The 25,468-nt window shown below is 45.5% G+C and carries 22 protein-coding genes and 2 pseudogenes; 16 read left to right on the plus strand and 8 right to left on the minus strand.

Annotated elements, in window-relative coordinates; genetic code table 11:
• Window positions 1–13 precede the first annotated feature (13 nt).
• The 7 genes from E6P06_RS10030 to E6P06_RS10060 all read left to right on the plus strand — a co-directional run bounded on the left by E6P06_RS10030 (window position 14) and on the right by E6P06_RS10060 (window position 6,209).
• The gene (locus tag E6P06_RS10030; protein ID WP_139935178.1) at window positions 14–2,515 is read left to right on the plus strand and encodes a fimbria/pilus outer membrane usher protein; all 2,502 of its coding nucleotides are present in this window, start codon (window positions 14–16) and stop codon (window positions 2,513–2,515) included.
• Between the two features lie 91 nt (window positions 2,516–2,606).
• Window positions 2,607–3,338 carry a molecular chaperone gene (locus tag E6P06_RS10035; protein ID WP_139935179.1) on the plus strand — a complete coding sequence of 244 codons (732 nt, stop codon included), beginning with the start codon at window positions 2,607–2,609 and terminating at the stop codon, window positions 3,336–3,338.
• Window positions 3,339–3,362: 24 nt separating this feature from the next.
• Window positions 3,363–3,923, plus strand: a complete 561-nt coding sequence (locus tag E6P06_RS10040) for a pilus-assembly fibrillin subunit (protein WP_139935180.1) — start codon at window positions 3,363–3,365, stop codon at window positions 3,921–3,923.
• Between the two features lie 13 nt (window positions 3,924–3,936).
• A complete protein-coding gene (locus tag E6P06_RS10045; RefSeq protein ID WP_168199043.1) occupies window positions 3,937–4,494 on the plus strand; it encodes a fimbrial protein in 558 nt (185 codons plus the stop codon).
• Window positions 4,491–4,817 carry a fimbrial protein gene (locus tag E6P06_RS10050; protein WP_139935182.1) on the plus strand — a complete coding sequence of 109 codons (327 nt, stop codon included), beginning with the start codon at window positions 4,491–4,493 and terminating at the stop codon, window positions 4,815–4,817. The genes E6P06_RS10045 and E6P06_RS10050 overlap by 4 nt, the downstream gene beginning before the upstream one ends.
• 83 nt (window positions 4,818–4,900) lie before the next feature.
• Window positions 4,901–5,932: an IS630-like element ISEc33 family transposase gene (locus E6P06_RS10055; RefSeq protein ID WP_032425611.1), complete on the plus strand. Its 1,032-nt coding sequence runs from the start codon at window positions 4,901–4,903 to the stop codon at window positions 5,930–5,932.
• Window positions 5,913–6,209: a fimbrial protein gene (locus E6P06_RS10060; RefSeq protein ID WP_139935183.1), complete on the plus strand. Its 297-nt coding sequence runs from the start codon at window positions 5,913–5,915 to the stop codon at window positions 6,207–6,209. Before E6P06_RS10055 ends, E6P06_RS10060 begins: the two co-directional genes overlap by 20 nt.
• Before the next feature lie 593 nt (window positions 6,210–6,802).
• On the opposite strand, the gene E6P06_RS28240 is transcribed toward E6P06_RS10060, so the two are convergent.
• Window positions 6,803–7,015 (minus strand): ANR family transcriptional regulator, encoded by a 213-nt coding sequence (locus tag E6P06_RS28240; protein WP_139935184.1) that lies wholly within the window; start codon window positions 7,013–7,015, stop codon window positions 6,803–6,805.
• 103 nt (window positions 7,016–7,118) lie between these two features.
• Here E6P06_RS28240 and E6P06_RS10070 point away from each other — a divergent pair, with 103 nt between their 5' ends.
• Window positions 7,119–7,301, plus strand: coding sequence for a hypothetical protein (locus tag E6P06_RS10070; RefSeq protein ID WP_139935185.1), 183 nt, complete (start codon window positions 7,119–7,121; stop codon window positions 7,299–7,301).
• A 23-nt stretch (window positions 7,302–7,324) separates the two neighbouring features.
• Window positions 7,325–7,957 carry a hypothetical protein gene (locus tag E6P06_RS10075; protein WP_246862907.1) on the plus strand — a complete coding sequence of 211 codons (633 nt, stop codon included), beginning with the start codon at window positions 7,325–7,327 and terminating at the stop codon, window positions 7,955–7,957.
• Window positions 7,958–8,008: 51 nt separating this feature from the next.
• Here E6P06_RS10075 and E6P06_RS10080 read toward each other — a convergent pair whose 3' ends face one another.
• Complete coding sequence (locus E6P06_RS10080; protein WP_139935187.1) at window positions 8,009–8,824, minus strand: helix-turn-helix transcriptional regulator; 816 nt, start codon at window positions 8,822–8,824, stop codon at window positions 8,009–8,011.
• Window positions 8,825–8,996: 172 nt separating this feature from the next.
• Between E6P06_RS10080 and E6P06_RS27950 the strand changes: the two are divergent.
• Window positions 8,997–9,728, plus strand: a pseudogene (locus tag E6P06_RS27950) (IS3 family transposase); the annotation flags it as partial.
• A gap of 687 nt (window positions 9,729–10,415) precedes the next feature.
• Entirely contained in the window at window positions 10,416–11,456 is a 1,041-nt protein-coding gene (locus E6P06_RS10085; protein ID WP_246862900.1) for a PapG chaperone-binding domain-containing protein, read from the plus strand.
• Window positions 11,457–12,131: 675 nt separating this feature from the next.
• On the opposite strand, the pseudogene E6P06_RS10090 reads toward E6P06_RS10085, so the two are convergent.
• The 5 genes and pseudogenes from E6P06_RS10090 to cusR form a co-directional block, all read right to left on the minus strand.
• Window positions 12,132–13,193 (minus strand): annotated as a pseudogene (locus E6P06_RS10090) (IS3 family transposase).
• 43 nt (window positions 13,194–13,236) lie between these two features.
• Complete coding sequence (locus tag E6P06_RS10095) at window positions 13,237–13,743, minus strand: hypothetical protein (protein WP_016149744.1); 507 nt, start codon at window positions 13,741–13,743, stop codon at window positions 13,237–13,239.
• 372 nt (window positions 13,744–14,115) lie between these two features.
• Window positions 14,116–14,442 carry a copper-binding protein gene (locus E6P06_RS10100; protein WP_087879048.1) on the minus strand — a complete coding sequence of 109 codons (327 nt, stop codon included), beginning with the start codon at window positions 14,440–14,442 and terminating at the stop codon, window positions 14,116–14,118.
• Window positions 14,443–14,567: 125 nt separating this feature from the next.
• On the minus strand, window positions 14,568–16,019 hold the full coding sequence (locus E6P06_RS10105; protein WP_139935189.1) for a Cu(+)/Ag(+) sensor histidine kinase: 1,452 nt from the start codon (window positions 16,017–16,019) through the stop codon (window positions 14,568–14,570).
• Window positions 16,009–16,692, minus strand: coding sequence for a copper response regulator transcription factor CusR (cusR, locus tag E6P06_RS10110; RefSeq protein WP_003021940.1), 684 nt, complete (start codon window positions 16,690–16,692; stop codon window positions 16,009–16,011). Before cusR ends, E6P06_RS10105 begins: the two co-directional genes overlap by 11 nt.
• A 195-nt stretch (window positions 16,693–16,887) precedes the next feature.
• Here cusR and E6P06_RS10115 point away from each other — a divergent pair, with 195 nt between their 5' ends.
• The 5 genes from E6P06_RS10115 (at window position 16,888) to E6P06_RS10135 (ending at window position 24,374) form a co-directional block, all read left to right on the plus strand.
• Window positions 16,888–18,270, plus strand: a complete 1,383-nt coding sequence (locus tag E6P06_RS10115) for an efflux transporter outer membrane subunit (RefSeq protein WP_139935190.1) — start codon at window positions 16,888–16,890, stop codon at window positions 18,268–18,270.
• Between the two features lie 132 nt (window positions 18,271–18,402).
• Window positions 18,403–19,383, plus strand: a complete 981-nt coding sequence (locus tag E6P06_RS10120) for an IS5-like element ISKpn26 family transposase (protein ID WP_016947617.1) — start codon at window positions 18,403–18,405, stop codon at window positions 19,381–19,383.
• Between the two features lie 161 nt (window positions 19,384–19,544).
• The gene (gene cusF / locus E6P06_RS10125; protein WP_139935191.1) at window positions 19,545–19,850 is read left to right on the plus strand and encodes a cation efflux system protein CusF; all 306 of its coding nucleotides are present in this window, start codon (window positions 19,545–19,547) and stop codon (window positions 19,848–19,850) included.
• Between the two features lie 76 nt (window positions 19,851–19,926).
• Window positions 19,927–21,219 carry an efflux RND transporter periplasmic adaptor subunit gene (locus tag E6P06_RS10130; protein ID WP_121539816.1) on the plus strand — a complete coding sequence of 431 codons (1,293 nt, stop codon included), beginning with the start codon at window positions 19,927–19,929 and terminating at the stop codon, window positions 21,217–21,219.
• An 11-nt stretch (window positions 21,220–21,230) separates the two neighbouring features.
• Entirely contained in the window at window positions 21,231–24,374 is a 3,144-nt protein-coding gene (locus tag E6P06_RS10135) for a CusA/CzcA family heavy metal efflux RND transporter (RefSeq protein WP_003835712.1), read from the plus strand.
• Window positions 24,375–24,425: 51 nt separating this feature from the next.
• Here E6P06_RS10135 and rclR read toward each other — a convergent pair whose 3' ends face one another.
• Entirely contained in the window at window positions 24,426–25,280 is an 855-nt protein-coding gene (rclR, locus tag E6P06_RS10140; protein ID WP_003847476.1) for a reactive chlorine-specific transcriptional regulator RclR, read from the minus strand.
• Window positions 25,281–25,468 lie beyond the last annotated feature (188 nt).

A 25,468-nucleotide genomic window follows, 5' to 3' on the forward strand; every position in this document is an offset into this window, starting at 1 on the left:
GTGATGATTGATAATGGAAAAGAATAATTATTTTACCGTTAATAACATTACCTATGTGTTGATGCTTTCACTATCGGGTGTGCCGGCTTACGCTGTGGACTTTAATACTGATGTTCTGGATGCGATAGACAGAAAAAATATTGATATTTCCCGATTCTCGCAAGTGGGATATATCATGCCCGGACAGTATCAAATGGAATTAATAGTAAATGGGCAAGACGTTTCACCCACTGCGTTTTCTGTAACATTTCTGGAGCGTCCAACACAAGGAAAAGGCGAAGAACAGTCATTACCGCAGCCATGCCTGACGCCTGAAATGGTTAACAGAATGGGGTTAACTGAAGAATCTCATGAGAAAGTTACCTACTGGAACAATGAAGAGTGTGCTGATTTAAGCCTTTTGCCGGGGGTCGAAATTCGCCCAAATACGGCACAAGGTATGCTTCACATTAACATGCCACAAGCGTGGCTGGAGTACTCTGATGCATCCTGGCTACCACCGTCACAATGGGATGATGGTATTCCAGGATTGTTGTTTGACTATAACATTAACGGAGCTGTAAACAAGCCGCACAAGGGAGGACAATCTCAGTCACTCAGTTATTACGGTACAACAGGTATCAACGCAGGGGCATGGCGTTTACGTGGAGATTACCAGGGTAATCTTAACCATACCACCGGCAATGCAGGGGGGACGGAGAGTCAGTTCACCTGGAATCGATTTTACATGTATCGTGCATTCCCGCGTTGGCGTGCTAACTTGACGTTGGGTGAAAATTACATTAATTCAGAAATCTTCAGTCCCTGGCGATACATTGGTGCCAGTCTGGAGAGCGATGATCGCATGTTGCCGCCAAAACTACGTGGTTATGCACCGCAGATTACGGGGGTTGCCAATACGAATGCCCGTGTTGTGATCTCGCAACAGAATCGAATTCTTTATGATTCAACTGTTCCAGCCGGACCATTTTCGATCCAGGATCTGGATAGTTCTGTTCGTGGACGCCTTGATGTAGAAGTTATTGAACAGGATGGACGGAAGCAAACATTTCAGGTTGATACGGCGTATGTACCCTATCTTACCCGACCAGGTCAAATTCGCTATAAACTTGTCTCAGGCCGTGCGCGTAATTATGAACACACTATGGAAGGCCCGGTTTTTATATCCGGCGAAGCATCATGGGGGATCGGTAATAAATGGTCTCTCTATGGCGGCAGCATTTTTTCAGAAGATTATAACGCCCTGGCTGTTGGTCTCGGCCGTGATCTTAATGAATTTGGTACTGTATCTACGGATGTTACCCAATCCGTAGCTCGACTTGAGGACGAAACAAAACAAGGTAAGTCCTGGCGTTTAAGTTATTCAAAACGTTTTGATGATGTAAATGCAGATATCACATTTGCAGGGTATCGTTTCTCTGAGCGTAACTATATGACCATGGAACAGTACCTTGACGCCCGTTATCGCAATGATTTCACGAGACGTGAAAAGGAGATGTATACCGTTACGTTTAATAAGAATTTCGTAGACTCAAATACATCCGTTAACCTGCAGTACAGCCATCAGACATACTGGGATCAGAAAATGTCTGATTATTACATGGTGTCAGTGAACAGATATTTCGATGCTGCTGGCTTGAAAAATGTTTCTTTAGGACTGTCTGCCTCCCGTTCGAAATACCAGAACTACGATAACGATTCGGTATTTCTGCGGTTGTCAGTTCCTTGGGGAAGCACAACACTTAATTATAGCAGCAGCATGAGTAACGATCGTTACACTAACACCGTTGGGTACAGCGGTACCCTTGATGGTGGGTTAAGTAGCTACTCGTTGAACGCAGGTATAAGCAATGGCAACAGCTTGCCATCTCAAACACAGGTGAGTGGGTTCTTCAGCCACAGCAGCCCACTGGCTAATATTGCAGCCAATTTTTCAACAGTGCAGAACGGCTACACCTCATTTGGGGTGAGTGCTTCAGGTGGTGCAACCATTACAGCACAGGGAGCAGCTCTGCATGCGGGGGGTATGAATGGTAGTACCCGCTTACTGGTCGATACTGACGGTGTTGGAGGAGTACCTGTCGATGGTGGTCGAGTTTCGACCAACGATTGGGGTATTGGTGTTGTGACAAATGTGAGCAGTTATTATCGTAACTCTACTTCAGTTGATATAAAGAAATTGCCAGCAGACATCGAGGCTCGTCGTTCTGTGGTGGAATCCGTCCTGACCGAGGGTGCAATAGGATATCGTAAATTTGAAGTTCTAAAGGGTTATCGCTTATTTGCCGTATTGCGTATGGCTGATAACAGTTATCCACCCTTTGGTGCAAGCGTGGTGAATGGTAAAGGTCGTGAACTGGGAATGGTCGCGGACAGTGGACTTTCGTGGCTGAGTGGGGTAACTCCCGGAGAAAGATTGAATGTGAGTTGGGATGGTAAAATACAGTGCGTCGTAGATATTACAGAGAAGCTAAATCCAGACCAACAATTACTGTTGCCATGCATAAAGGTATAGAAGGTTGTTATTCACTCAGAGTATGGAGATATATTCTCTATCCGATTATTTATGTGCGATTTATCAATGCATAAAATGAGAGAGGTTTAATATGTTGAAGGTTACACCCGTATTTAAGAATTTATTGCTGACTGCAGCATGTTTGACTGCAGCACCTGTTACTAATGCGGCCATTTCCCTTGACCGTACCCGGGCCGTTTTTAACGGTGGGGAAAAAACAATGACTCTCAATATTTCTAATGACAACAATCAATTACCATATCTTGCTCAGGCATGGATAGAAAATGAAAAGCAAGAAAAAATCACAACGGGACCGATTGTTGTTACACCACCAGTACAACGCCTTGAACCTGGTGAAAAAAGTATGGTGCGCCTTTCCAGTACCCCGGAAATAAATAAACTCCCTCAGGATAGGGAGTCTATTTTCTATTTCAATCTTCGTGAAATTCCGCCTAAGAGTGACAAAGCGAATGTTTTGCAAATAGCACTACAAACGAAGATAAAACTGTTTTATCGACCTGATCCTATTAAAGCGGAGCCTAATGCTGTATGGCAGGATCAGTTAGTACTCAATAAAACCAGTGGTGGTTACACAATTGATAATCCAACACCATACTATGTAACTGTTATTGGCCTGGGCGGCAGCAAAAAACAGGCAGAAGAAGGTGAGTTTGAACCGGTTATGCTGGCTCCTAAGTCTTCAAAAACAGTTAAATCAGGTAGCTACACTACACCGTATCTGAGTTACATAAACGATTACGGTGGACGCCCAGTCTTACAATTTAGCTGCAGTGGGGATCGTTGTACGGCGGTGAAAAAGTAATGGTAATAAGCCCGGAGCGAAGTGATGAAACTGGTCGCGGCCAGAGTTTTTCTGGCAGTTCTAATGGCAGGCTATATCGTAAATAACGTGTTATATGCAAATGAGTGGGTGAAGCAAGAAGAATTTTTGCATGTGGATGAGACGCGTCATCAATGGGTGAATGAAAGGAATGGTCGCACCGGCATGCTGATAGTCAGTGGGGCGTTGTTGTCTTCTCCCTGTACCCTGGAAACAAATGAAATTGATTTGCATAAGGACATGCAACCTCAAGGAATGCTTGAACGGTACGTGTTTAAGCTAAAGCTTGTAGGGTGTGGTGAAGGTGATGCAAAAATGCAGGCAAGTCGTAATAAGACCATAGCGACACAAAGTGCCCTGTTATACAACCGAAAGGGAGGGCAGACAGCAGAGCAAAAGATACTCAGTGATGGAAAAGTAGCACTGGAGAATGGGGAAAACCATCTCATATACTACATGAAAAAAAATCAGCGACAAGCCCTGGTCAGCCAGCATAGATCAGACCACACGCATATGGCACCACTTGCGAGTAGCTCATTGTTGCATCTACTGCTGGGGTATGAATAAAAGAGGGGGAATAATGAGAAGTATGGCCCTAGGAATTGTTTTTTTACATTTGATTGGGAGTATTGCTTTTTCAGCAAAAGCAGTGGACATATCATTCAATGGTGATCTAACAGACTACCCATGTAAGATTGACACCGGTAGTGATCATCAAACTGTTCATTTTTTAAAATATCCTGTAAAGAATTTCCATATAAGTCCTGGTAATACACCTCCTCAGAAATTTAGTATTCGTTTGCGTGATTGTGATGCGAACTCTTCATGGAAAATAGTGAAGTTTAGATTTTCTGGTAATAAGGAATCTCAAATGAAGGAAAGGACTGATTATTTTCTTAGTGTCACTGGTTCGGGAAATGAAGGAAAGCTGGCTATAGGGCTACTTGATATGGATGGGAAAACTCCACTTAAGTTAGGTGAGGATCATAATCATTCGAATGGTACGCCTTTAATTGATGGTAGCATGAGTTTTGACTTTTTTGCATTTGTCCAAGCGACGCCAGATGCCATTTCGAATAAAAGTGTACAACCTGGTGACTATGAATCCCTGGCCAGATTTGAACTGGTATATGAATGACGGTATTACTATCTTTTGAAAAAATATTTATGACAATGAAAAATAGAATTCGTTTTTTTATTTTATGCCTTTCTTTATATATCGGTAATGCTATAGCTGATGAAATAAATATAAATATAACGGGTCAGATTTATGACGCGCCGTGTAAGATAAATAATGATGTGAGTTTTGATATTGATTTTGGAAGGGTATCTATACAAGATATTGATGGTAAAAAATATAAACAAACAAAAACAGTCGAAATTGAATGTACAAATTACTCAGGCATTCCATATATAACTTTGGTGTCAAGTGCCGGTATACTAAATAGATGCGCGGAATAGTAGATCACTGAAAGGGAACTCAGCCCGGATTGTGCGATCTGATCAATCGCCAAACCAACCAAAACCACCAACCGGACTGAGCGATGCCGATCATAGCACCAATACCCCGTGGCGAACGACGCCTGATGCAGAAAGCTATTCATAAAACGCGCGATAAAAATCATGCCCGCAGACTCACGGCCATGCTGATGCTTCATCGGGGTGAACGGGTCAGCGATGTTGCCAGAACTCTCTGTTGTGCTCGTTCATCCGTTGGTCGCTGGATTAACTGGTTTACGCACTCAGGTATTGAAGGCCTGAAATCCTTACCCGCAGGGCGCTCCCGACGCTGGCCTTTTGAACATATCTGCACCCTGTTACGTGAGCTGATAAAGCATTCTCCCGGCGATTTTGGTTATCAACGTTCACGCTGGAGCACCGAATTACTGGCATTAAAAATCAATGAGATAACCGGTTGCCAGTTACATGCAGGAACCGTTCGCCGCTGGTTGCCATCTGCGGGGCTTGTATGGCGCAGGGCCGCGCCAACTCTGCGTATCCGTGACCCACATAAAGATGAAAAGATGGCGGTAATCCACAAAGCGCTGGATGAATGCAGCGCAGAGCATCCGGTATTTTATGAAGATGAAGTGGATATCCACCTTAATCCTAAAATCGGTGCGGACTGGCAGTTGCGCGGACAGCAGAAACGGGTAGTGACGCCGGGGCAGAACGAAAAATACTATCTGGCCGGCGCACTGCACAGTGGCACGGGTAAAGTCAGCTACGTGGGCGGCAACAGCAAAAGTTCAGCGCTGTTTATCGCTCTGCTGAAGCACCTGAAAGCCACTTACCGGCGGGCGAAAACAATCACGCTGATCGTTGATAACTACATTATCCATAAAAGCCGCGAAACACAGCGCTGGTTGAAAGCAAATCCCAAGTTCAGGGTAATTTACCAGCCGGTTTACTCGCCGTGGGTGAATCATGTGGAACGGCTATGGCAGGCACTTCATGACACGATAACCCGTAATCATCAGTGCCGCTCAATGTGGCAGTTACTGAAAAAGGTCCGCCATTTTATGGAAACCGCCAGCCCATTCCCCGGAGGAAAACATGGTCAGGCAAAAGTGTAGCGGTATTAGGCGCAGCTATTTAGGTGAAAATATTTTGAATACAACAGGTGTAAATACTTCATCTCTGGGTATCGCCTTATATCAAGGGGACGCTGTGGACCTTAATTATCCTTTAAAAATAAACCGCGATAAGGAAGAGATAAAAAAAGGGTTATCTCAGAAAAATGTTCACAAAAGCAATTTCACATTCACAGCAGTGCCTTATAAACATGGGGCTGGTGCGCTAACTGCAGGAAAATTCAGTGCAACAGTTACTATGAATATTTTTTATATCTAATATGCTAATAAAGGGGGGGCGCTATGTGCAAAGTTTGGAGGTTCTGATCACTGTCTCGATAATTTGGCGTTGAAAACTGTTATCAAAAAGAGCTTAAAACGGGTGTTTAAGCATGAAGAGGAAACAGAGCTGATAACGAGCTAGTTAAGTTTGCTAAAAGTTGAGTATACCCACCGGATACCTTTCGTGACGAATCTGTTATTATAATATTACAAACGTCAACCAGGGGTGATTTTCTTAAGCTATTCCAGTTTCTCTGGTTCCAGGAATATTTGTGGTATTCACTATAATTACTTCTTTCTCAAACTGAGCCTTCTCCGTGAAGATAAGCACAGACTTCTTTTTTGTAATTTATCACATCTGGTAGATGTCAATGACTTTAGAGTGAGTGCTTCTTACAAATTTACTGCGATGTTGTTTTCTTGATTTTGTTATCATGTGTTTAGCATATTTATTTTTTTGCATAAGTAAATATATCGCTCACTCATCATTAGTTACCAAATTAAATGCTACCATCCTAATAATTTAAAACTTTGTTACCATCTCGCATCTCAAGGCCTCTTTTAAAATATATATTATTGGGTTGTTGCGATCTATTTAAGAAACTTATTCTGTGTTAAACAAAAATCTCTTCTTCGGAGAACCCACTCAATATTTTCTTCCTTTTCGGTGTATACTAATGCCTTGTTCCAATATTGGGCAGCAAGGTCGTATCTTTTCTTTCTTTCGGCATTAGAAGCAAGATGTGCTAAACTTCTAAATTTGTTAGATACTCTCTTAGGTAGCATATTATTTCCCTTGTTCATTTTTATTCTTCTGACTCTTTAGTAAGAATCATTATTATATCATTAGACACATAATAAATTGAATGCTAGTATGGATAAAATATTAACTTTATGAGATTCCTGTATGAACCCTAAAGATATTGTGGATAGTATTATAAATAGGGTAGAGGCAATGCTTAACAATAAAATAAATATCAGTGTTTCTGATGTGGAGAAAATATCAGGTTATAGTAAAAGATACATACAAAAAATATTCAAAAATATTACAGGGATGAATATAAGTACATATATAAAAAAAGAAGGTTAACTCAAGCAGCTATTCTTTTAAAACTGACTAAGAAAAAAATTAGTCATATTTCAATGGATTTGAATTTTTCGACACAACAAACATTTACTCGTGCTTTTCAACGAGAGTTTAAAGTTACACCTTTGATGTACAGGAATGAAACAGGCATTGATTGTTCCAGTTTGTTTTTTGGATATGCTTATAAATTAAATTTTAAGAATCCAGTCAAGAAAATAATCAAACCTTTAAAATTAAAAGTCAGCAAATTTAAGTATCGAGATGGGGTATTAAGTGAACCTTCTTTCAGAAGCAACAGGATAAGGCTGGAAAAGGTAACGTCGATTCTCTCCATGCAAGATGAAGCTGTAATTGTAACGACCTTGTATCCTGGTAATTCGTTTGAGTTTGAAATTGATTTAATAGCTATGATTGGTTATAGCGATATAATTAATTATAACTATATAACTGATGAAAGACCCTATTGGGAGATTGAATATAATGGGACATGGGAGGAGTATTTTATTTTTGGTCGTTTCTTTCTTTTTTTTATTGATGTTAAAGTTGATTTGTTAGTAATGGAAATAATACGTTTGAACGGTAAGTCAGGGGATGGGAGGCAATTATACCACGTTAAGTTATACCTGCCCTCCCCATATAACATACCAGACGGCGATTAATCGGTTAATTTATATAAGTCGGTATTATATAAAGCTAAGTGAGTAGGGGTGTTAACCTCTAAAGTAAATGATAAATTGTTTTGGTGTAATTCCAAAATGATTTTTAAAACTCTTTATAAAATAAGATGGACTAAGGATTCCAACAGCCTTTGATATTTGATGTATTTGTAGTTCATTCTCAAGTAATAATTGCATTGCTCTGTTCATTCTTACCTCAACTAATAAATTATTAAATGATCCCCCCTCTGACTCAAGTCGTTTCCTAACAGATATTTCCGAAATGTTGAATTCATCAGCTATCATATTCATACGCCATTTTCTGGATGTATTTTTTTCAATCATACATCTGACCTTATCGGTAAAAGTAATAGCGGCTGATGCAATTAATGAGTGAACTATTTCTTGAGCTATCCCCATTCGAGAAATAACATACGCTAACTTGAGCAGTTTCAGTGTTCTGTCGCTGGCAGATTCGATACGATCGAATATTTTAACATATTCATAACATCCATCAACTCCAATTATCTTATTTCGCTGTTTTCTTTTAATTATCTTTTCGTCAAGATAGTAGTTGTGTGTTGATTTAAATATGTCTTTTAGCATGATTAATTCTTCTTTATTAAGCCGTATGGCTCTGTAAGGTCTTTTTTCTGCGTTTTCCTTTTTTATTTTGCAGGAAAATTTTATTCCTCGTTCCATAAATACAAAACTTCCTTGTGGGAAAAACAAATCTTTATTATCTTTATGTATGGTCAAATCACAGTTATCAGTATGAATAATTAAGTACTTATTAGTAATTATGCTATCTATCGCAATAATAGACGCATTAGCAATATTCAACTTATCCTGCATATTAACTGTATTCATTTTGCCTCCTGAAGCCATCAGAACAATATGCTTGCAATTATTTTTCTTCTGATGGTGGTAATTTTCTATTCTGTTTTATTTTGAATGCCATGCATGATAATTTTTTACCAAAAAGTGTACATCGCTTTGTTTTTTGTTATTTAAGCATCACCTTGTGTGGCTGTGTCGATAGCATAAGGTTGCAGCTAGTCGGTTTTTCCTGTGGCGTAAGTAGTATCGGGCAGGTAGTCTCACCGCTGTTACCCCTGATGAAGAAGTTGAGCTGCATCTGTGATGAATCAAATCAAAGAGGTGCAGCACCTGTTGGGCAAGAAAAATCTTGCAAAACGAGCGGCTGAAAGAAGTCGTTGAATACTGTCGACAAAAAGGGGACATGTTGCCTAAGGATGGCTAATCAGTCTTGTCAGGCGTTTTGCAACCGCATGATATGGCCCGTCAGTCGAAGAATTGGCAGGATCGTCGACGTAAGCGCAAGCCTGATGATACTGAAATACCGGACCGTATTCATTCCGTTATTTGAGATATGCCTACGTACGGTATCCTCGATTGTGGCCACTGCTGCACAAAAAATCAGAAACTGCAAAACAACTGTTATTAATGCTAAACGCGTAAACCTCATCAGCGTAAGAATGCGCTGGTGCTTAAGTGTAAACCGGCAATACCGCCCGTGGAACAACCGGGAGAAGTAATCAGCGGTAGTGTTCTGACTGCTTCGTGTTCAATTGTGGCAATGGCAAAATGCTGAGAGTCACATTCGCGCTAATCCGCTGCCATCGTGAGGCATTGCACTGGGTAGCCGTACCGGTGGATATGTGGGTAAAACCGTACAGGACGTCATACCGGGTTGGTGAAACGATGCTTCGGCAGTAACCTTTGGGCCTCGACCGTAAAGAGATTGACGGATCTACAATCTCAGCTACTTATAAACCATTTTAATGAGTTTTGGGCCGCAGAAGTTATCAACCTTCGTCGTGGAGAACTTGGATATTACCGTCTCTCTGATAGACGCTACCGCTTTTTCTTGAGCGATATAGAGAACGTGAAGAGTTGTCGCGGATTCATTGTCATTGTGAACAGAATTGGTTTATGCCGTAAGCTCATGGTCAATAATGGCGAAAATATTAAGACAGTCGGTCGATTTCTCTCCAAACTATTGTTGATAACAAACTATGTGGTGCTGAAACTAGACCAGGATATACATAAAGGAACCTGATATGAGGAAGAATATAGGTCAAAGTTAAATATGGGCAAGAGGCGCGCAGTTAGCCTTCATGTTTTTTACTGAATGTAAAAATTATAAAGACACCTTCTGATATATGGCCGATTATCATACAATACTAGCGCGAAAATATCAGAAGATTAATTACATAGTCGTTTGTATTACCCCATAAATAACCATCTATTGTTTAAACAAAAATTATAGCTACTAATAATTATTATATCGTTTTGCTTGCTCAATAACGACATTGATCATAATGAAGAGATGCTGCATTATCGATTTTTGTTGTTTTTATATCTTCTTGAACTAAGCCATTCAAATAAAATTACTAATATTATATTAGTATGCACACTAGTTAAAGTGGAGGTACAAGTGCGATTTTTCACCTTTTTAGCATTCATATGCTGGCAAGTAATAACACCTGTATATGCTGTTTCTGATAATACATATTCATTTTTTTGGTCTTCAAACACCATACATAATGTTGGTAATGTAACATATGATGGAGGTGCGCTATCAAGTATTGTCGTTAACGTTAGCGATATTATCCCAGGGGTTTTAAGCGTGACAAAACATCAGTGTAAATCTATGTGGGGTAGTGTGTGGACACATCGAGCCGCATATGATTATTGGATTTTTGTCCCGAAGTCAGTAACTGCAAACAATGGTGAAAATATTATAGTTCATATTCATCAATTACCGAAGGATTTTTCTATAGTAGAAGAGGATTCAAATCAATATATATTGTATAAAAAAATTCCAGAAGCCGACAACAGGCAATATAAAACTTGTTATAAAATTGGTAATACTTATAACTTCACTGGTTCATGGAATAGTTCTTTTATTTTGCGTTTAGAAACAAAATCTCTCAATATTGGTCAATACACAGGAAATATACCTGTAAAAATAGCTTTTGCTGAATATTTTAAAGCAACATCTGGTTCCACTGGGGCAAACAGCAATCCAATACAAAGATGGAGTTTGGCTGACGCCAGACAAAATTTAGGGACGGTAAATATTCCGTTTGATATAAATATTCGGAATATTTGTACTGTCAGTCCAAATGATATAAATTTAGATCACGGTGCTCATGTGATAACAATGGCTGATGGTCATACAACGAGTCAAGATATTTATGTTAGGTGTGTTAAGGAGGGGAATATAGATATCAAATTATCAATAAAGGCTATAAATAGTCCATCAACTTCATATGCTGAAGGGGTGGGAGTAGGATTAGGCAATGGTTGGGATTCTATATTGAAAATAGATAACAGCAACATAACCCCCATAACTTCGAATATAACCATGCCTGCTAATAGTAAATTTAATATTAAATCTGTTTTGAAAAAAACAAATAACAGTCAGCCAGGCAGTTTAAACGGCGCTGCTGTAATGGAGGTTTTTTTTCAATAAAAAATTAAGAAGCATTGTTGGATACTTTAATGTAAACAAAGATAACCACTTATGGCGTTGTGACAAATGGATATGTGCGTATAAAACTTGGCATAGAACTGAGTGTAGCAAATAAATCGATAAAAATAGGCTATAACAATGACTCCAGCAGTCAAGTGTAACTGTATACTAGCAAATGATAATCAACATCTATTGGGGGGAGGGTATTTAAAGAAAATTGACATTCACTAAGGATTGCCTTGATCGAGGAAAAATTGGTCGAGGTCCTATTTGGATTCAATTAATATAAAACCCACGAATGAATCATATATAATGGTATGAGATGAGGTCCCCGTACATATAGACGTAAAAATAAATATCTAAAGATGTAGTATTCGGATTCGGACACGAACTTGCGAAGACCACTACAACGGTTTTTGCCTCGATAGTGTAAATGACGTATACGAAAAACTAATACATGCAAATTATGTCTGCCTGGTTCGACCAAACAGGCACTGTTCAGGATTAAGTAGTTGCAATCATGATTTAATTATGGGTTGCCGGAGGTAGCAGTTATGAAATAACCGGAGTTATACATCTGTTAAAGGACAGCCTTATTGCCACCAGACCATTTCGGCCTGGTTCCCTGCCTGGATATGATGACGTGCTGCTGCTCTGTTTCAGTGGTTGTAGTGATCAAGAAATACTGGCCACGGTTTTACAGTAAAAATGGTATCTGTTCTCTGACTCTTCTGGCGTCAGCCCATCGTTATAATGGTGAGGTCTGACGCTGTTGTAGTAGTTCAATATGCAACCATTAATTTGCTGTCGGGCCTCCTCCTTGCCTGCATAACCTTCCACCGGCACCCATTCTGTTTTCAGACTGCGGAAGAAGCGTTCCATGGGGCTATTATCCCAGCAGTTTCCCCGTCGACTGACGCTTTGTTTTATTCTGTAACGCCAGAGAACTTGTTGATATTTCAGGCCGGTATACTGGCTTCCCTGGTCGCTATGAAACATGACATCACGCGGCTGGCCACGCGTCTCATAGGCCATCCGCAGGGCACTGCTTATCAGTGCGGTATCGGCATTCGCTGACAGACTCCAGCCGATAACCTTGCGGGCAAAAAGATCCATAACGATCGCCAGATAGCACCAGCGATTTCCTGTCCAGATATACGTAATATCTCCGCACCATACCCGATCTGGCTCGGGCACAGCGAACTGGCGCTCAAGCAGATTCGGCAGGCAGGTATGCTCCTGACGAGCATTTTTGTACTGATGTTTTCCGGGCTGGCAGCTGCTCAGGTTCAGATATTTCATCAGACGCCCTGCACGGTAACGGCTCATCGGGACGCCGTTTTGAGTCAGCATTTTCAGCCAGAGTGCGCGCCCCTGCAGAGCCCCGACTCAGGTTCCACGCCCGGCGTATTTCGCTGCACAACCTGACTCGCACAGGATTAACCATATCGCGTCGTTTTCGCCAGTACCGGTAACTGCTACGGTGTATTTCCATTGCTGAACAAAGGCTTACAACCATGTGGCTGTCACTCAGTCTGGTGGCTATCGTGAACCGTTCAGCGAGTTGGACATCAAGAGCGTGGAAGAACCGACATTCATCGCTTCACTGGCTTGTCGATATGAGTAGCCCTTATCAACAATCAGCTGTGCACATTCCAGCCTGAACTCCGGGGTGAAAGTACGTTTGGTTTTCTTGTTCATTAAGTCACCTGTTTTGTGGTGAGGTGAGAATATCACCTTTAATCAGGTGGCCAAATTTACTGTGCCACTACAGTATCTGTTATTCACGCACAATTTTGCCAGCGTTTCCTGCATCGCTGTCATTCCAGCTACCGCGACCATTTGTTTTAATGGTGTAAGTGGCATAACCGACGCGGAAGGTCATCGTATCCTTATAGGTATTTACGTCACGCACTTCCTTACCATTGACGTAAACGCCGGAATCTTCGACGTGAATATCAACGCTGCGTTGACCATTGGCAAATTTGGCCACGTAATTTCCGCTGAATTTGCCATCAATACCCGCATTATCGTGGTTATCCCGGCCTGTGGTATTTTGCTGCTCTTCACCATGGCGATGATGACGATTTTGCTGGCTGTTATCGCTCTCGATAAAGCCATGATCGTGGTTCCACTGATAGGATTTGTTCACATCACAACCATTGAGTTCGCTCATTTGCGTACAACCTGAACGTTCATATTTTTTCTGCATTGCCGGGGTAATTGCATATGCCGTTGTGGCCGTTGTCAGACCAAGGACCAGGAGGGTCAGCAGACGTTTATTCATTTTTCACTCACTATCATCATTAAGTTTATTTATAGGAACACGAGCTTTTTGGCTGTCATTTTTACGACGATGGCAGTCTCCCATTAAATATTAAAGACGCATACCAGGGGGAATCCTAATTTATAATTAGGGTGAGGTGATAAATGTTGTGATACGCAACATAATAAGTAGTTGATTTACGATTTTCACACAATCTGAATAAAGAGTTAAAAAGTTTTTACTTTTTAATGGGAGATTTAATGAATTATTAATATTGACATTAACGATGAACAAGGATGCAGGCTTGTATATAAACAGGCCTGCACGGGGAGAGTAGTCCACAATATTCAAACTTAGCGTATTTATGGATATTGTCGTCAATACAGCTCGTCTTTACCCTTGAGTTGAGATCTGTGCGCGGTGCTGCTCGGCCTGTATCTCATGAGCAAATGAATGGCCGTTATTTACTGATTGGTGAACAACCATTGCTTTTTCATGTTTATTCATTTGTGAAAATGATTGCGCATTGGTTGGTGTTGACGATGAATTATTTGCCTGCGAGGCGTGTGCCTGCGCCATTTGTTGATGTGCAGAGGCATCACTGTTATTCATCATTTCATGAGCCATTGCTGCCTGTTGATGCACTTTAGGTGTTTCTGCCGCATTAACGCCAACTGAAATAAAAAACGCGATAGCTAAAAAAGAGGACATCTTATTCATCATATTTCTCCTGTTTGGGTTTACGGAAGAAAGTATAATTAATGGGGACTGTCAGTGGCGTGAAAGGATTATGACGGTTGTGTCAGAGAATAGGTGATGACAGGTATAAGCGTCATCACCATAAATTACATCGCGTGCTTGGGAAGCGTCAGAATAAAGCGAGTGACATAAGGATCGGAAGTTACCGAGACTTTTCCGTGATGGGCAATCACAATCGATTTCACAATCGCCAGACCAATACCGCTGCCTTCGCCTTTACGCTGCCGTGAAGGGTCCACTCGATAAAAGCGGTCAAAGAGTCGCGGAAGATGTTGCGGGGGAATGGGGGGTCCGGGATTCTCAACGACTATCTGGACCAGGTCATCCGCCTCTTTCACCCGCACGGTTACCGACTCACCTTTTGGCGTATAGCGCATGGCATTTGACAGCAGGTTACTCATTGCCCGGCGTAACATTAATGGGTCGCCTGAAACCCAGCATGCACGTCCTTCAAACCGTAAACCAACCTCACGCTCCTCTGCCCAGGCTTCGAAAAAGTCGAACACTTTACCGACCTCATCAGCCAGATTGAGCGCTTTTTTTTCTGGGATCAGCTGATTGTTATCTGCCTGCGCCAGAAACAGCATATCACTCACCATTTTCGACATACGGCCAAACTCTTCGAGATTGGAATACAGCACATCTTCCAGTTCTTTTTGGGTGCGGGTCTGGCTGAGCGCAATTTCCGTTTGGGTGACGAGGTTAGTTATTGGCGTGCGGATCTCATGGGCAATATCCGCCGAGAAGTTCGACTGACGTTTAAATACGTCCTCGATGCGTTCGAGCATGTGATTAAACGAACTAACCAGTTGTTCCAGTTCAATAGGCACAGCCTGCGGATCGAGACGGACATCGAGATCTTTCGAGGTGATATTTTGGATGCGACGACTAACATTACGGATCGGTTCATGGCCTTTGTATACGGCGAACAGCACGATAAAAACAATCATGATGCTAATCAGCGAAGCCGTCATAATTAACTTGTTTTTCAGATCGTTAATATAGTGCAGGTGAAAATCGATCGATAACGCCAGATACAGCGTATACGCTGGTTTTCCATCGGCAAGCTTTCCTACCGGCAGGCGAATCATTCGCCAGTTAGACGATGTTTTCTGTCCGTGGATATGTCTGGAGGTTTGCAGTGTAGGGCCTGAGATAATAAAAACGTCGCTGGCATGAGCATTTTTATCCGGCCTTGCGCTGGCGATAAATTGCCGGAGATCCGGCGCATTGGGCGAATGAAAAATGGCCTTCTGGTTGCTATCTACCAGAGAAATAATGACGTTCGAGTAACCCGCCACCACATTTTTTAGCGTTTCCAGACGGCGTGATTCTGGCTCGTTAGGTTGGTTAATAATCCGCTCCAGCGTGGTGCTAATCTCTTGTAAATCATTGATGTCCTGCTCGGCGAAGTGGACTTTCACGGAGTGGATCATTATCCATGCAAAGGCGAAAAATGACGCAATTGTCGCCAGACTGATAAAAAAGGTTAGTCGTGTCGCCAGTGAAAAAGGGCGCCGCCATCGTTTACTGGCCATCAGGAACCTCAAGCATATATCCCACGCCGCGCACGGTCTGAATCAGTTTCGGCTCATAATCGTTATCAATTTTGGCGCGCAGACGCTTAACGGCGACGTCGATGGCATTAGTATCGCTGTCAAAATTCATATCCCAGACCTGGGAGGCGATCAGCGAGCGGGGTAAAACTTCCCCCTGATGGCGCAGGAAAAACTCAAGCAGCGTAAACTCTTTGCTGGTCAGAGTGATGCGCGTACCGCTGCGGGTAACTTTTCTGCTGACCAGATCGACCATTAAATCCGCGACCTGAAACTGGCTTTCGACAATCACCGCCGCGCCTCGACGCAACAGCGTTCTGACCCGTGCCAGCAGTTCGGCGAAGGCAAACGGTTTAACCAGGTAATCATCAGCACCCAATTCCAGACCTTTAACCCGATGTTCAATGGTACCCAGTGCGGTGAGGAGAAGAATGGGCATTCCTTTGTTGGCGGAACGCAGCATCCGCACGATATCCCAGCCGTTTACATCCGGCAGCATGATGTCGAGTATGAGCAGGTCGTAATCGCCGGTCATCGCCAGGTGATACCCGTTCAGGCCGTTATCCGCTAAATCCACGACAAAACCCGCTTCCGTCAGGCCTTTTGTCAGATATTCACCGGTTTTTTTCTCATCTTCGACTATCAAAACCTTCATCGCATTCTCCTTCACGCACGGGTTGTGCGGACTTTCAATTCTAGGGAAGCGGGATCGGATAGCAATCGGTTATTGGGAAAATGACAGTTTTGTCATTTTCCTGTCACCGGTTAAACAGAGTCACTTAGTTAAAGTACAGCACTATAAATTCCTACACATTTTAGGGACATCAGTCCGGTCAGGACGAAAAGAACTATGAGCAAATTTAAGCTTCTTACTCTCAGCGCTATATTCGTGCTCGCCGGTTGTTCATTGGCGCCGGACTATCAGCGCCCGGCTTTGCCGGTGCCGCAGCAATTTTCTTTAAAACAGAATGCCCTGGTAGCGGCTCCAGGTGAATATCAGGACACGGGCTGGCGGAGCTTCTTCGTTGACTCCCAGGTAAAGGCGCTGATTGGCGAGGCATTGGTTAATAACCGCGATTTACGTATGGCTGTGCTAAAAGTTCAGGAAGCGAGAGCGCAATATGGCGTCACGGACGCCGACCGCTACCCGCAACTCACGGCAGGCTCCAGTGGTACTTACAGCGGTAAATTAAAAGGTGATAGCAGCACCGATCGTGAATTCGAAGCTGGACTCAATCTTAGTTTCGACCTGGATTTCTTTGGGCGGCTAAAAAATATGAGTGAAGCTGAGCGACAGAATTTCTTTGCCAGCGAAGAAGCGCGTCGGGCGGTGCACATCTCATTAATCTCCAACGTGTCGCAAAGTTATTTTAATCAGCGTCTGGCTTACGCGCAGTTGCAAGTTGCTGAAGAAACGCTGCAAAACTACCAGCGCTCTTACGCTTTTGTAGAGAAGCAACTGGTAACCGGTAGCACCAACGTACTGGCGTTGGAACAAGCGCGCGGTGTGATCGAAAGTACGCGTAGCGAAATTGCCAAGCGTAAAGGTGATCTGGCGCAGGCCAATAACGCGCTGCAGTTGTTGCTGGGTACATACGGGAAATTACCCGATGACCACGCGCGCAGCCGTGGGGATATTAAACCGGTAACGCTGCCGCCATCGCTCTCGTCGCAAATACTGTTGCAGCGCCCGGATATTATGGAAGCTGAGCACGGATTATTGGCGGCAAATGCCAATATCGGTGCTGCGCGGGCGGCATTTTTTCCGTCTATAACGTTAACCAGTTCCGTGTCCAGTAGCAGCAGCGATCTTTCCAGTTTATTTAATGCCGCCAGCGGCATGTGGAATTTTGTCCCCAAAATAGATATTCCAATATTTAACGCCGGACGTAATCAGTCCAATCTCGACCTGGCAGAAATTCGCCAGCAACAGTCGGTAGTGAATTACGAACAAAAAATTCAGAACGCGGTTAAAGAAGTGGCGGATGCACTGGTGTTGCGCCAAAGCATTGCCGATCAAATTAGCGGGCAGCAGCGTTATCTGGATTCATTGCAAATCACACTACAACGCGCCAGAGCGCTTTATCAGAATGGTGCAGTTAGCTATATCGAAGTATTAGACGCAGAACGTTCTTTATTCGCTACGCGGCAATCGCTGCTGGATCTTAATTACGCCCAACAGGTTAATGAAATTAAGCTGTTTGCTGCCTTAGGCGGCGGTTGGGTGGAGTAATCCTTAATATTAACCTTTCAGGAGCATCAATTATGAATACGACCGCCAAAGCTGTGCTGTTTAGGGAAGGTGCGAACAAGTTCCTGATATGAGATCATCATATTCATCCGGAGCGCATCCCAGAGGGACATCATGAGCCATCAACTCACCTTCGCCGATAGTGAATTCAGCACTAAGCGCCGTCAGACCCGAAAAGAGATTTTCCTCTCCCGCATGGAGCAGATTCTGCCATGGCAGAATATGACCGCTGTCATCGAGCCGTTTTATCCCAAGGCGGGCAATGGCCGACGGCCCTATCCGCTGGAGACCATGCTGCGTATTCACTGCATGCAGCATTGGTACAACCTGAGCGACGGTGCCATGGAAGATGCCCTGTACGAAATCGCCTCCATGCGCCTGTTTGCCCGATTATCCCTGGATAGCGCCCTGCCGGATCGCACCACCATCATGAATTTCCGCCACCTGCTCGAGCAGCATCAACTGGCCCGTCAATTGTTCAAGACCATCAATCGCTGGCTGGCCGAAGCAGGCGTCATGATGACCCAAGGCACTTTGGTGGATGCCACCATCATTGAGGCACCCAGCTCGACCAAGAACAATGAGCAGCAACGCGATCCGGAGATGCATCAGACCAAGAAAGGCAATCAGTGGCACTTTGGCATGAAGGCCCACATTGGTGTCGATGCCAAGAGTGGCCTGACCCACAGCCTGGTCACCACCGCGGCCAACGAGCATGACCTCAATCAGCTGGGTAATCTGCTTCATGGAGAGGAGCAATTTGTCTCAGCCGATGCCGGCTACCAAGGAGCGCCACAGCGCGAGGAGCTGGCCGAGGTGGATGTGGACTGGCTGATCGCCGAGCGTCCCGGCAGGGTAAAAACCTTGAAGCAGCATCCGCGCAAGAACAAAACGGCCATCAACATCGAATACATGAAAGCCAGCATCCGTGCCAGGGTGGAGCACCCGTTTCGCATCATCAAGCGGCAGTTCGGCTTCGTGAAAGCCAGATACAAGGGGCTGCTGAAAAACGATAACCAACTGGCGATGTTATTCACCCTGGCCAACCTGTTTCGGGTGGACCAAATGATACGTCAGTGGGAGAGATCTCAGTAAAAACCGGAAATAACGCCAGAAATGGTGGAAAAAATAGCCTAAATAGGCTGATTCGATGTGTTTGCGGGAAAAAAATCGGCCCAGATCCGCGAAATTTTAATCAGCGAGTCAGCTTGGGAAGAAATGACCTGCTTATTCGCACCTTCCTTAGTCTTTTCTCTATGATCATGTTTAACGCTCAGGCCAATGAGCATCAGCATGGTGAGATGATGAATATGCAGCCAGCGGCTCAACAGGAACAACTCATTAGCGCTACCGGGGTGATTGAAGCTGTTGATATGGAAAGTAAAAAAATCACGATCAAGCATGACCCTATTCCTGCGGTGAACTGGCCAGCCATGACTATGCGTTTTACACTGGTTGCCGATACGAAGGCTGATGATATTACGCCAGGCGATAAGGTCGCGTTTACGTTTGTTCAGCAGGGAAATCTCTCTGTGTTACGCGATATTCACATTAGTAAATAACGTTCTCGTTGGTCTCTTTTATTCTTGCCCGGGTTTTTGCGAACGCGGGTGAGACTATCGCGCAATGGAAATCACTATGGCGTCTTTAAATATTAAAAATACCGCGCTCATTCTCGCTGGCATGATTGCCGGTGGGGTTATTTCTGTCGGTATTTATACTTATTATTCATCCGCAAAAGCAACGGCTGAAACCGGTCAGGCTTCGCCAAAAGAAGCCAGAAAAGTGTTGTTCTGGTACGACCCCATGTACCCAAACACGCGTTTTGATAAACCGGGTAAATCGCCATTTATGGATATGGATCTGATCCCGAAATATGCCGATGAAGAGACCGCGAACGCGTCATCACCAGGCGTGCGCATCGATCCTACACAAACCCAGAACTTGGGGCTGAAAACAGAGCCAGTGCGTCGTGGACCACTGCACTACGCGCAAACTTTCCCGGCCAACGTTAGTTATAACGAATACCAGTTTGTTATTGTCCAGGCACGCTCAGCGGGCTTTATCGAGAAGGTTTACCCACTGACCGTGGGGGACAAAATTAAGCAAGGCGCGCCGCTGATCGACCTGACTATCCCCGATTGGGTTGAGGCGCAGAGCGAATATTTATTGCTGCGAGAAACTGGCGGCAGCGCGACGCAGGTGGAAGGAATTCTGGAGAGATTACGTCTGGCTGGAATGCCTGAAGCGGATATTCAGCGTTTAAAATCGACGCGTAAAATTCAGACCCGCTTTACCCTGAAAGCGCCTATTGATGGGGTGATCACCGCATTCGATTTGCGTACTGGTATGAACATTTCCAAAGACAATGTGGTCGCGAAAATTCAGGGTATGGACCCGGTATGGGTCAGCGCGTCGGTCCCGGAATCTATCGCCTGGCTGATTAAAGATGCCTCGCAATTTACCATCACCGTGCCCGCCTGGCCGGATAAGCCTTTCACCATCAGCAAGTGGAGTATCTTACCCAGCGTTGATGCTACCACGCGTACGCTCCAGCTCCGTTTACAGGTCGATAATCCTGACGAGGCGCTCAAGCCCGGGATGAATGCTTACCTGCAACTGAAAACACAAAGCGAGCCAATGCTGCTGATCCCGTCTAAAGCGCTAATTAATACGGGTACCGAGCAGCGGGTAATCACCGTTGATAACGAAGGCCGATTTGTGCCGAAACAGGTTGCGGTATTCCATGAATCTCAAGGACTGACGGCTATCCGCTCCGGCCTGACCGAAGGCGAAAAAGTGGTTTCCAGCGGTCTGTTCCTGATTGATTCCGAAGCGAATATCTCTGGCGCACTGGACCGTATGCGCGCCCAGAACAGTAAGGCGCAAGACGCAGCCGCCATGCCAGCCCAGGCGACCCATTCACACTGAGGATATGATAAATGATTGAATGGATTATCCGCCGCTCGGTGGCAAACCGTTTTCTGGTGATGATGGGGGCGCTGTTTCTCAGTATTTGGGGAACCTGGACCATCATCAATACCCCGGTTGATGCGCTGCCCGATCTCTCTGATGTTCAGGTGATCGTCAAAACCAGCTATCCGGGTCAGGCGCCGCAAATTGTTGAAAATCAGGTGACCTACCCGCTGACCACCACCATGCTGTCGGTACCGGGCGCGAAAACTGTGCGTGGTTTCTCGCAGTTTGGCGATTCCTACGTGTACGTCATTTTCGAAGATGGTACCGATCCTTACTGGGCGCGCTCGCGCGTACTGGAGTACCTCAACCAGGTTCAGGGAAAATTGCCGGCTGGCGTTAGCGCGGAAATGGGACCGGACGCTACGGGTGTCGGCTGGATATTTGAGTACGCTCTGGTGGATCGCAGCGGGAAACACGATCTGGCGGAATTACGTTCTCTTCAGGACTGGTTTTTAAAGTATGAGTTAAAAACGATTCCCAATGTGGCGGAAGTCGCCTCGGTAGGCGGCGTGGTTAAACAGTATCAGGTCGTTATCGATCCGATGAAGCTGACGCAATATGGCATCAGTCTGGCGGATGTGAAATCGGCGCTGGATACGTCAAATCAGGAAGCGGGCGGCTCATCTGTTGAGATGGCTGAAGCGGAATATATGGTCCGCGCCAGTGGATATCTGCAAACGCTCGATGATTTCAATAACATCGTCCTGAAAACAGGGGCCGACGGTGTACCTGTTTACCTGCGCGATGTGGCGCGCGTACAGATTGGGCCGGAAATGCGCCGTGGGATCGCCGAACTGAATGGCGAAGGCGAAGTGGCGGGCGGGGTGGTTATTCTGCGGTCCGGTAAAAATGCGCGTGAAGTGATCTCCGCGGTTAAAGCCAAGCTCGATACGCTGAAAAGTAGCCTGCCGGAAGGCGTAGAAATAGTTACAACATACGATCGCAGTCAGCTCATTGACCGCGCCATTGATAACCTGAGCTACAAGCTGCTGGAAGAGTTTATCGTTGTTGCGCTGGTGTGTGCATTGTTCCTGTGGCATCTGCGTTCTGCGCTGGTGGCGATTATTTCCCTGCCGCTGGGGCTGTGTATCGCGTTCATCGTGATGCATTTCCAGGGGCTGAACGCCAATATCATGTCGCTGGGGGGCATTGCCATTGCCGTCGGGGCGATGGTCGATGCCGCCATCGTGATGATTGAAAACGCCCATAAGCGGCTGGAAGAGTGGGGGCATCAGCATCCGCATGAAAAGCTGGATAACGCAACGCGCTGGAAGGTCATTACTGACGCCTCGGTAGAAGTCGGCCCGGCATTGTTCATCAGCCTGCTGATTATCACATTGTCGTTTATCCCTATTTTCACGCTTGAGGGGCAAGAGGGGCGACTGTTCGGGCCGCTGGCGTTCACCAAAACGTATGCCATGGCAGGTGCGGCGTTTCTGGCCATCGTGGTTATTCCAATCCTGATGGGATTCTGGATCCGCGGGAAAATACCTGCAGAAAGCAGCAACCCGCTTAACCGTTTCCTGATCCGTATTTACCATCCGCTATTGCTGAAGGTATTGCACTGGCCCAAGACCACCATTCTGGTGGCGGTGCTTTCAATACTGACGGTTATCTACCCGCTGAATAAAGTCGGTGGTGAATTCCTACCGCAGATTAACGAAGGTGACCTGCTGTATATGCCTTCGACATTGCCGGGGATCTCAGCGGCGCAGGCAGCGGACATGCTGCAAAAAACCGACAAGCTGATCATGACCGTTCCGGAAGTGGCGCGCGTGTTTGGTAAAACCGGTAAGGCAGAAACCGCAACAGACTCTGCACCGCTGGAAATGGTTGAAACGACGATCCAACTGAAGCCGCAGGACCAGTGGCGTCCGGGGATGACGATGGACAAAATCATTGCCGAGCTGGATAAAACCGTACGCTTGCCGGGACTGGCGAATCTGTGGGTTCCGCCGATTCGTAACCGTATCGACATGCTCTCTACGGGGATCAAAAGCCCAATTGGCATTAAGGTGTCAGGTAACGTTCTGGCAGATATCGACGCCACGGCGGAGCAAATTGAAGAGGTGGCCAGAACCGTGCCGGGCGTCTCTTCGGCACTGGCTGAGCGCCTGGTCGGGGGGCGCTATATCAATGTGGATATTAATCGGGAGAAAGCGGCCCGGTACGGAATGACCGTCGGCGCGGTGCAACTGTTTGTCACCTCTGCGGTCGGAGGCGCAATGGTCGGCGAAACGGTGGAAGGGATTGCACGTTATCCGATTAACCTTCGCTATGCGCAGAGCTATCGTGATAGCCCGGAAGCGCTGCGTAATCTGCCCATTCTGACGCCCATGAAACAGCAAATCACGCTGGCGGATGTCGCCGACGTGACGGTGGTTTCGGGGCCTTCGATGCTGAAAACCGAAGATGCGCGACCAACCAGCTGGATTTACATCGACGCCCGCGATCGTGACATGGTCTCAGTGGTGAACGATCTGAAAAAAGCGATCGCTGAAAACGTACAGTTAAAGCCGGGGACCAGCGTGGCGTTTTCCGGGCAGTTCGAGCTGCTTGAGCGCGCCAGTCATAAGCTCAAACTGATGGTGCCGATGACGCTGATGATAATCTTCGTTCTGCTTTATCTGGCCTTCCGTCGCTTTGGTGAAGCGCTGCTGATTATCACCAGTGTGCCTTTTGCGCTGGTGGGCGGCATCTGGTTCCTTTACTGGATGGGGTTCCATATGTCGGTTGCAACTGGAACCGGATTTATCGCCCTGGCAGGTGTTGCTGCGGAGTTTGGCGTGGTGATGCTGATGTACTTGCGCCACGCTATTGAAGCCGAACCTGCGTTGGAAAATCCGCAAACCTTTACGGCGGATAAGCTGGATGAAGCGTTATATCACGGTGCTGTGCTGCGCGTGCGCCCGAAAGCGATGACCGTGGCGGTGATTATTGCAGGTCTGTTACCTATATTGTGGGGGACGGGAGCTGGCTCAGAAGTCATGAGCCGCATAGCCGCGCCGATGATTGGCGGCATGATCACCGCACCATTGCTCTCTCTGTTCATTATTCCGGCCGCTTATAAGCTGATGTGGCTGCACAGGCATCGCCACCAAAAGTAATGCCCTGAAGCGCTCGTCTGCCTCGGTTTTACTGCCGAAGCAGGCGTTGCGTTATACCGCCAACGCTTTCACGCGTTTGCGGTACTCGCCCGGCGTGCAGCCAAATTCTCGTAAAAAGACTTTATGAAACGACGATTCGCTGGCGTAACCCACCGACTCGGCAATAACGATTAACGGCTGTGTACCGCGCGATAGCATCTGGGCTGCGAACTGCAGGCGCAGCGCGGTTAACACCGCCAGCGGCGTGGAGTTTGATACTTCACGGAATAGCTGTGCGAAACTGGCCCGCGACATATGTGCTCGTTTTGCCAGTTCTTCGACGGTCCAGGCAAAAGCCGGTGACTCCAGCATCATGAATACAACGGATCCAAGCCTGGGGTGCAGCAGTAAATTCAGCACATTTTTAGCGGGTGTCGACTGGGCGAGCCACTCGCGAACGGTTAACGCGAACAGCGTAGCGCATTGCTGGCTGCAAACGATGCTGGAGCCAGGCAGGTCGTTGATGTATTCCTCCTGCATTAGCGCAATCATGGCCTTCAGCCAATGGCTGACGGGGCTGTTCTCCTCAGGCGCCAGTAATAATACTTCCGGAAGCGCGGTTAAAAAATAGCGTGAAGATGCCTGTAATCGCAGGCTCCCGCAGACAATATGCGTTTGTTCTTCCCCTGTCTGGCACAGACGATGCGCGGAGTTTTGCGGCAGAATGACTATTGTTCCAGGGCGTAATGTGGAAGATGTTCCGTCAGGCATATCCAGTTGAGCGAATCCCTGGGTTACCGTATGCCAGCGAATAACGGACAGTTCACCCGCCGCATGCGGTAGTTGCCAGTCCCTGCTCAACAGGCAGTTTTGATCAATCGAGCCCTGCGGGTCGTTAAGCATAAGTAATCGGCTAAGTGCGTCCATGAAGACTCCTGGGCAGTTTTTGCTAATGCTAATTGAGATGAAAACAATGCTATTACACATAATTTTATTAATAATTTTATGGTATTAGTTTAATTACTCAATAAGTTGAGTGGAAGGGGGAGAGTGGTTTTTTAGACGATCTGACAGTAATTGGCGCGTTATGGATACATTGGTCTTGCATCGCTAAA

This window comes from Citrobacter sp. CF971, from assembly GCF_006385635.1.
GTDB classification, from domain to species: Bacteria; Pseudomonadota; Gammaproteobacteria; order Enterobacterales; family Enterobacteriaceae; genus Citrobacter; species Citrobacter freundii.